Below are 6376 nucleotides of genomic sequence, written 5' to 3'. Positions count from 1 at the left end.
GCGCACGCCGGGGCGGTGTACGAGCTGGTCGGCGAGGCCGCGCTCGGCGGCGCGGAGCTGGCCGCGGCCGTCGGCGGCTCGTACGCCCCGAGCACGCTGGCCGACGCGCGCGAGGTCGCGGCCGGGTGGGTGGAACGCGACTTGCAGGTGCCGATGGTCGTCGGAACCTACTCGGCGATCGCGGGCGGCTTCCTGGACGGCACGGAACTCGGCGCCCGGCAGACCCTGCGAACCCTGCTCGGCCGGGCCCCCCGCCCAGCGGCCGAGATCTACGCGGCGACGGTAGCTGGCGAGCCCGAACACTGAGGGCGGCGCGGGCCCGGCGGCGTCATCGAACCGGCGGCGCCATCCCGCCGGGCCCGCCCATCGCGGGGCCGCCCATGCCGGGTCCAGGCATCCCTGGACCCGGCATCCCCGGACCTGGCATCCCCGGTCCGGGCAGGCCGCCCATCCGCTGGCGGGTCTGCTCCTCCTCCACCGCCCGGTGGATCATGTTCTTCAGACCCTCCGGGTCCGGCACATGCTTCAGCGTGAGCATGCCCTGCTCGGAGGCGGACTGGACGTTGAGGGTCCCCTCGCGCAGTATCCGCTCCCACAGCGTGGCCCGGAACGACACGTCGTTCACACGGGCGAGCGGGATGCTGCGGCCCGTCTTCGTCAGGAAGCCGCTGCGCTTGCAGACCCGCTTGGTGGTCAGGAAGTACACCGTGCTGCGCCACTTCAGCAGCGGGATCAGCCAGAACCACACCGAGGCGATCGCGGCCACGCCGAGCACCGCGTACGAGGCGTACTCGCCCCAGTCCTCGTCGAGCGGCAGCACCCACAGCAGTGCTCCGGCGACGATCCAGACGAGTACCAGGACGACGAACTCACCGACCATCTCGGTCCAGTGCTGCCGGGTGGCGTGCAGCAGTTCCTCGTCCTCGGCGATGTAGCGATCCGCGTATGACATGCGGGGATCGTGACACACCGAGGGCCGAGGCGGTACCGACGCCGACGCCTGCGTCTACGTCTACGCCTACGCCTACGGCAGGCTCGACGACAGCCGCGCCGCCGCCTCCGGCGTGAGCGTCAGGTCGGCCGCCGCGGCCGAGGCCCGGATCGTCTCCGGGCGGCTCGACCCAGGAATCGGCACGACGGCCGGTGACAGGGTGTGCAGCCAGGCCAGGCAGACCTGTTGCGGCGTCGCGCCCAGCTCCCGAGCGACCTCGTGGAACGCCCCGTAGGCGGGCTCGCCGCCGGGCAGCGCGGACGGACCGTCGAGCGAGCTGCGGGAGATCCCGCCGAGCGGGCTCCACGGCAGGAAGGCGAGCCCGAGCTCCGCGCACAGCCGCAGCTCGGGCTCGCTGTCGCGCACCTCGGGCGAGAAACGGTTCTGCACGGAGACCAGCCGGTCACCGAGCAGGGCGTGCGCCTCGCGGATCTGCGCGGTGTCCACGTTCGAGATCCCGGCCGCGCGGACGCTGCCCTCGTCCAGCAACTCGCGCAGCGCGCCCAGGGACTCGGCCCAGGGCACGTCCGGGTCCGGCTTGTGCAGCTGGTACAGCCCGATCGCGTCGACGCCGAGGCGCTTCAACGAGGCGTGGCAGGCGCGCTTCAGGTGCTCGGGGCTGCCGTCGACCGTCCAGGAGCCGTCACCGGGCCGCCCGCGTCCGCCCTTGGTCGCGACGAGCACACCGGAGGTGTCGCCGCCGTACCGCGCCAGGGCACGGGCGATCAACTCCTCGTTGTGGCCCGCCTCGTCCGCGTGCCAGTGGTACGAGTCGGCGGTGTCGATCAGCGTGACGCCAGCCTCCAGCGCCGCGTGCACGGTGGCGATGGCGCGGTCTTCGCCGGGACGCCCCTCGATGGACAGGGGCATGGCGCCGAGGCCGATCGCGCTGACGGCGGCGGAGCCGATGCTGCGGTACTGCACGGGTGTCGCTCCTTACAGGAAAACAGATCGGAGTCAGTCAGAACGGGTCCGGGGTCCAGGGGGCCAAGCGCTACGCAGGGAGCGCCTCGGCGATCGCCCCCGGCAGCCAGTCGGCGGTGTGCGAGAAGCGGAACCCCAGCTCCTCGGCGCGGGCGTTGCTCATCGCGTAGTGCCGGTCATACGAGAACGGCGACACATTCGCCGCGTCGACCCGGTAGACCGGTTCCCGCCCCGCCCGCGCGGCGATCAGGCCGCACAGCTCACGTACGTCCAGCGGCCCGTGCGAGCAGGCGTTGACCGGCCCGGTGAACTCGGCCCCCGCCGCCCACTGGAGTACGTCCGCGATCTCCCGGTGGTGGGTGAAGACCGTCGGCACGGTCTCGGCGTGCACGGCGATCTCCTCGCCCTTGAGGATGCGCTGTACGTAGTGGTCCAGACGCCCGGTGAACTCCTCGGCCCCACCGCCCAGCACGTGAGTGCTGCGTACGGAGGCGAACGGCAGCCCGCGCGGACCGCTCTCCCGCGTGAAGACCGCCTCCGACTGGCGCTTGCCCTCGGCGTAGTGCGCCTCCAGGAACGCGTCGTCGCCCCAGGGGAGTTCGGGCCGCACCGGCCAGGACTCCGGGTCCACCGTCGTCTCCGGCACCAGCGTGCCGGGGGCCGGGAGCCGTACGCCGCCGACGGCGTCGACGGTGCCGGTCGTCGCGGCCGCGGCCGCGGTGAGGGTCGCGGGGGCGTACACCTCGATGGTCGAGGTCATCACGTACCGCCCGGCCCGCCCGCCGAAAACGCGCGCGGCGATCGCCGCCTGGACCGGCGTGTAGCAGACCTGGTCGACGACCACGTCGAAGGTGCGGGAGCCGAGTGCCGAGGCGAGCGCCGCCTCGTCGTCGCGGTCGGCGACGAGGTGCGTGACGCCGGGAGGCGGTGCGGTGGAGCCGCGGTTGACGACGCTCACGTGGTGTCCCGCGGCGTGCAGCTGCTGGATCAGGCGCTTGCCGAAGTACCGGCTGCCGCCGATGACGCATATGTCGCTCATCAATCGCCTTTCACACTCGTGCCCCTGTCAGGCCACGAGCGTAGGTCAGCGCGTAGACGGCCGCATTGAACACATCACAGGGTCGCCGCACACCAGGGGAGTTCAGCTCTCCCCCTCCCCCTCCTCTGCCTCTGCCTCTGCCTCTGCCTCTGCCTCGTACAGCCTGCGGTACTTGGCGTTGCGCAGCTTCAGCAGTACGGAGGCGCCGACGGCCGCGACGAGCGAGCCGACGAACACGGCGGCCTTGACGGCCTCGGTCTGCGCGGGGTCGGGATAGGCCAGCTCCCCGATCAGCAGGGCGACAGTGAAGCCCACGCCGCCGAGCATCGCCAGGGCGAGCACGTCGGCCCAGGCCATATCGGGGTTGAGCTGGGCGCGGGTGAAGCGCGCGGCCAGATACGTACCGCCGAGGATGCCCACGGTCTTGCCGAGCGCCAGGCCGAGCGCGACGCCGAGGGGTTCGGCGCTGGTGAGTACGTCGGACACCGTACCGGCCGTGACCGTCACGCCCGCGGCGAAGAGGGCGAAGAGCGGGACGGCGAGCCCGGCTGACACCGGCCTGGCGAGGTGCACGATGTGCGCGGCCGTGCCCTTGCGGTGGGGGTCGTCGGAGCCGTGCCGGGTGATGCGCAGCAGCAGGCCGAACGCGACCCCGGCGACGGTGGCGTGTACGCCGCTGACGTACATCAGCGCCCAGACCGCGAGGACCAGCGGCAGATACCAGTACCAGCCCCGTACGCGTCGCACGTAGTGCAGCCAGAAGAAGAGGCCGAGGCCGAGTGCCGCGCCGCCCAGCGCCGCCAGATTGATCGTCGAGGTGAAGAAGACCGCGATGACGATGATGGCGCCCAGGTCGTCGACCACCGCCAGAGTGAGCAGGAAGACGCGCAGCGCGGCGGGCAGATGGGTGTTGATCACCGCCAGGACGCCGAGGGCGAAGGCGATGTCGGTGGCCATGGGGACGGCCCAGCCGTTCCAGGTGCCGCCGCCGGTCGTGGCGACCAGGCCGTACACGAGCGCCGGTACCACCATGCCGCTGAGCGCCGCGACGACCGGCAGCAGCGCCCGCGCGGCGGTGCTCAGCTCGCCGACGACGAGTTCGCGTTTGAGCTCGGCGCCCGCGACGAAGAAGAAGATCGCCAGCAGGCCGTCGGAGGTCCATTCGTGTACGGACAGGTCCAGTGGCCCGAAGCCGACATGGGTGTCGCGGACGGTCTCGTACGCGCCGCTCCACGGCGAGTTGGCCCAGATGAGCGCGGCCGCCGCGGCGGCGAGCAGGATCATGCCGCCGACCGTCTCGGTGCGCAGAACCTCCAGGACGACGCTGCGCTCGCGGCGCGGCGGCAGCCCGAAGAAGGGCGGCCAGCGGCCGCTGCCGCGGCCTTTCTCCGGGCGGTTCGCTCGCATGGCCGCTCCTCGGCGCCAGAGGGGTGCGGAGGGGTGCCGGTGGCCGACCTCCTCATGGTATCGAGCGAGGCCGGAGGCGGCGGCTCGGGCGAACGCCCGCCGCTGTCTCCGGCCCCGCCCGGCTGCCTGCACACCTCCTCGGGCGGGCAGCCGTCGGCTGCGCGGCTACTGGGAGTGCTGGCTCCGACGCTCCCGCCGCCGTGCCGAGACGACCAGCAGAGTGCCGCCCGCGGCAACCAGAGCGGTCGCCATCGAGCCGACCAGCACCAGCTCACCGGTCGATACACCAGCACCGGTGTCAGGCAGCTCACCACCGCCGGTACTACCGCTGGACCCATCCGTGGGGGTGGGGTCGGGCGATGGGTCCGGCGATGGATCCGGCGATGGATCCGGGGACGGGTCCGGGGATGGATCCGGAGACGGATCCGGCGATGGATCCGGAGACGGGTCCGGAGACGGGTCCGGGGATGGATCCGGAGACGGATCCGGCGATGGATCCGGCGATGGATCCGGGGACGGGTCCGGGGACGGGTCCGGGGACGGGTCCGGGGACGGGTCCGGAGACGGGTCCGGAGACGGGTCCGGAGACGGGTCCGGAGACGGGTCCGGCGATGGATCCGGAGACGGGTCCGGCGATGGATCCGGGGACGGATCCGGAGACGGATCCGGAGACGGATCCGGGGACGGGTCCGGAGACGGGTCCGGAGACGGGTCCGGAGACGGATCCGGGGACGGGTCCGGAGACGGGTCCGGAGACGGGTCCGGCGATGGATCCGGGGACGGGTCCGGCGATGGATCCGGAGACGGGTCCGGCGATGGATCCGGAGACGGATCCGGGGACGGATCCGGGTCACCGCAAGCTGGCAGGTTTCCGTTGAACGGGTAGGCGTGCAGTTCCTGCCCGCCCCCGGCCACAGACGTATGCGTCAGCGAACCAGCCGAGAAGAACCGGCCGTTCATGCCCGGCAGCGTCACCGTCGTCGTGCTCCCGGCGTTGCCCACCAGCACGCTGCCCGCGAACTGCCCACTGCCGGTCAGCTCGACCGCGGTCGCGTCCGGGAAGTTCCACAGCGTCCGCTCGCGCAGCCCGTCCGGCAGCCCCGCGATGTACGTGTTGATCGTCCGTGCCTCACCGGTGAGGTTGACCAGAACGGTCGCGCCCTCCGGGATGTCGTTGAAGGCGAAGCCCTGCGCGCCGCCGCTCCCGCTCACCAGGTCGAAGTCCACGTTGAAGACCTGGATCTCGGATGTGCCGTCGCCGGTGAAGACGGTCGTGTGACCGTTGTTGACCGCGGTGCCGGTCGCCTCCCTGGGCTCCTCGCCGTCGTACGCGTAACACTGGCTCGCCGCGGTCAGATCCAGCCGCAGCTGCTGATACGCGTCGACCGCGCCGGGGTCCGACACAGGCGTCGGGATGACCGTACCGCTGAGCCCGGCCCCGTACCGTACGACGCCGGAGACCTCGCCCTCCTCTGCCAGCAGCCGCTGCCCGGTGGCGACGCTGAGGTCCCCGCCGACGGAGAGGAAGTCCGTACCGTTGTCCGGCGGCACTCGGGAACCCACGCCCGCGACGCCCACGTTGTAGACCTGGGAGGCGCCGGCCGCCTTGTTCATGTCGAACTCACCGAGTACGACGACCTTCCCCTCGGCCTCCGCCGCACCCCGCCGGACGAGGAAGTCTCCGCCCACGAAGACGTTGATGTTGTTGTCCCGCCCGGCGATCGGGCCGTTGTTGAGTTCTGGATAGGGATCGGGGCAGTTGTCGCCCAGGCATGGTCCGAGCCCGTCCGGCAGCGGGTCCGCGAACCCCCAGGAGGCCAGCAGTCCTACGAGTACGGCCGCTCCGGCGACGGTCGCCGAGGCCGAGACGGTCCGGCGGCGCGCAAGCGATCTGCGACGCGTTGAACGCACATTCTTCATAGCGGAAAATATGCATAAATCAGACAGATCTGACGGCCCGACACGCGCCCGGCTCCCCCATACCCCTCACCGTCGACCGGCCCGATCACTCCGAC

At 71.7% G+C, this 6376-nt stretch carries 5 protein-coding genes and 1 pseudogene; 1 reads left to right on the top strand and 5 read right to left on the bottom strand.

Annotated elements, in window-relative coordinates:
* Window positions 1-306, top strand: a pseudogene (locus ACX6XY_RS17910) (NAD(P)H-binding protein); the annotation flags it as partial.
* A gap of 22 nt (window positions 307-328) precedes the next feature.
* On the opposite strand, the gene ACX6XY_RS17905 reads toward ACX6XY_RS17910, so the two are convergent.
* From ACX6XY_RS17905 to ACX6XY_RS17885, 5 genes are all read right to left on the bottom strand, one after another.
* Complete coding sequence (locus tag ACX6XY_RS17905; protein ID WP_460331668.1) at window positions 329-952, bottom strand: PH domain-containing protein; 624 nt, start codon at window positions 950-952, stop codon at window positions 329-331.
* 72 nt (window positions 953-1024) lie between these two features.
* Window positions 1025-1915: an aldo/keto reductase gene (locus ACX6XY_RS17900; RefSeq protein WP_460331666.1), complete on the bottom strand. Its 891-nt coding sequence runs from the start codon at window positions 1913-1915 to the stop codon at window positions 1025-1027.
* A gap of 70 nt (window positions 1916-1985) precedes the next feature.
* Complete coding sequence (locus tag ACX6XY_RS17895; protein ID WP_460331664.1) at window positions 1986-2954, bottom strand: NAD-dependent epimerase/dehydratase family protein; 969 nt, start codon at window positions 2952-2954, stop codon at window positions 1986-1988.
* 102 nt (window positions 2955-3056) lie between these two features.
* Window positions 3057-4361: a Na+/H+ antiporter NhaA gene (nhaA, locus tag ACX6XY_RS17890; RefSeq protein ID WP_460331663.1), complete on the bottom strand. Its 1305-nt coding sequence runs from the start codon at window positions 4359-4361 to the stop codon at window positions 3057-3059.
* A 165-nt stretch (window positions 4362-4526) separates the two neighbouring features.
* Window positions 4527-6281, bottom strand: coding sequence for a choice-of-anchor A family protein (locus tag ACX6XY_RS17885; protein ID WP_460331661.1), 1755 nt, complete (start codon window positions 6279-6281; stop codon window positions 4527-4529).
* Window positions 6282-6376 lie beyond the last annotated feature (95 nt).

The sequence above is a fragment of the Streptomyces sp. O3 genome (assembly GCF_054788135.1).
This window is presented reverse-complemented; position numbering and strand designations above follow the sequence as displayed.

Coding starts and splice junctions, on each gene's coding strand:
- ACX6XY_RS17905 (WP_460331668.1), bottom strand. CDS start 952: ATGTCATACGCGGATCGCTACATCGCCGAGGACGAGGAACTGCTGCAC.
- ACX6XY_RS17895 (WP_460331664.1), bottom strand. CDS start 2,954: ATGAGCGACATATGCGTCATCGGCGGCAGCCGGTACTTCGGCAAGCGC.
- nhaA (WP_460331663.1), bottom strand. CDS start 4,361: ATGCGAGCGAACCGCCCGGAGAAAGGCCGCGGCAGCGGCCGCTGGCCG.
- ACX6XY_RS17885 (WP_460331661.1), bottom strand. CDS start 6,281: ATGAAGAATGTGCGTTCAACGCGTCGCAGATCGCTTGCGCGCCGCCGG.